This window comes from Nitrobacter sp. 62-13 (assembly GCF_001896955.1).
Classification (GTDB): Bacteria; Pseudomonadota; Alphaproteobacteria; order Rhizobiales; family Xanthobacteraceae; genus Nitrobacter.
Map to the genome: position 1 here is coordinate 6,744 of NZ_MKRN01000149.1, position 1,831 is coordinate 8,574.

The 1,831-nt window shown below is 63.1% G+C and carries 2 protein-coding genes; both read right to left on the reverse strand.

What is annotated here, in order from left to right; translation table 11 throughout:
- Positions 1-926 (reverse strand): ABC transporter permease (locus BGN91_RS10660; RefSeq protein ID WP_292612942.1); only part of this gene is annotated, 926 nt, incomplete at its 3' end.
- 73 nt (positions 927-999) lie between these two features.
- A partial coding sequence (locus BGN91_RS10665) for a His/Gly/Thr/Pro-type tRNA ligase C-terminal domain-containing protein (RefSeq protein WP_292612943.1) occupies positions 1,000-1,831 on the reverse strand: 832 nt, incomplete at its 5' end.

Consider the following 1,831-nt stretch of genomic DNA (forward strand, 5'->3'; position numbering starts at 1 on the left):
TCCTTGACCAGCATGATCAGGCCCGAAACGATATTCAGCGCCGCGACAAGGACGATCAGCGTCAAGATCAAAAACATCACGTTGCGTTCGACCTGGAGTGCATTGAAGAACGTCGAATTGCGCTGCCGCCAGTCGACCAGAAACACCGGCCGGCCCGCAGCTTCCGTCACCGACTTGCGGTACTCGTCGATCTTGTCCGGATTGTCGGTATAGACCTCGATCGCGGTGACATCGTTGGCGCGATTGAAATAGGCCTGTGCCTCGGCGAGCGGCATGAACACGAAGGTGGAATCGTATTCGGACATCCCGATCTCGAACACCGCCGCGATCTTGTACGGCTTGATGCGCGGCGTCGTGCCCATCGGAGTCACGGCCCCGCGCGGCGCGACCAGCGTGACGCTGTCGCCGGCGTGCAGGGAGAGCTGATCGGCAAGACGCCGGCCGATGGCCACGCCCTGCCCTTCGTCAAAGCCCTCGAGCGTGCCTTGCTTGATATTCCTGGCGATAGAGGTGAGGTTGCTGAGATCGCTCGCCCTGATGCCCCGGACGAAAACGCCAGCGGCATTGAACGGCGAAGACGCGAGCGCCTGACCGTCGACGACGGGTGCGGCAAGGCGAATTCCGGGCGCCTGACTGATGCGGTCGGCGACATCCTTCCAATCGGTAAGCGGCGACTCCAGCGGCTGGACCAGCAGGTGCCCGTTGAGGCCAAGGATCTTGCTGAGCAGTTCCGTGCGGAAGCCGTTCATGACGGCCATCACGATGATCAGCGTGGCGACGCCGAGCATGATGCCCAGAAAGGAAAAGCCGGCAATGACCGAGATGAAACCTTCCTTCCGCCGCGCCCGCAGATAGCGTCCCGACAGCATCCACTCGAAAGCGGCAAACGGCTTGGTCCGGAGCGGCTGGGTCATGGTCTCATCCATTATTCGATAATCCCATGATTCGCGGCCAATTGTGGCCGGAATGGCATTGAACGCCGCGCGCGGTGGATAATCGCTACGCTGTCAACCGCGTAACGGCATCGTCCAGCGCGACATTCTCCCGTGTGCCGTCGGCGCGCCGCTTGATCTCGACCTTGCCCTCGGCGAGCCCCTTGGGTCCCACCATCACCTGCCAGGGAACGCCGATCAGGTCGGCGGTCGCAAATTTCGCGCCTGCCCGCTGGTCGGTGTCGTCGTAAAGCACGTCGATCCCTTTGGCCGTAAGTTCGCGGTACAGCCGCTCGCACGCGGCGTCCGTATCGCTGGCGCCCTGTTTCAGATTGAGGATCGCAACCGTGAACGGCGCCACCGCGTCCGGCCACTTGATGCCGGCGTCATCGGGACAGGCCTCGATGATCGCGCCGACGAGACGGGAGACGCCCACGCCGTAGGAACCGCCATGAATCGGCTGCTCGACACCGTCGGGGCCCGCGACCAATGCCTTCATCGACTCGGAATATTTGGTGCCGAAATAGAAGATCTGCCCGACCTCGATGCCGCGGGTATGGATGCGTTTCGCCTCGGGAACCTCGCGCTCGTAGCGCGCGCCGTCGTGAACATCCTCGGTCGCGGCATAGGCCGTGGTCCACTGCTTGACGATCGGGGTCAGGTCGCCGTCGTAGTCCACCTCCGTACCGGGTACGGGGAGATCAAGAACGTCCTTGTCGATATAGACGCCGGACTCCCCGGTCTCGGCGAGCACGATGAATTCATGACTGAGGTCGCCGCCGATCGGGCCGGTCTCCGCGCGCATCGGGATCGCCTTCAGCCCCATCCGGGCGAACGTGCGCAAGTACGCGACGAACATCCTGTTGTAGGAGCGCCGCGCGCCGGCCTCGTCGAGATCA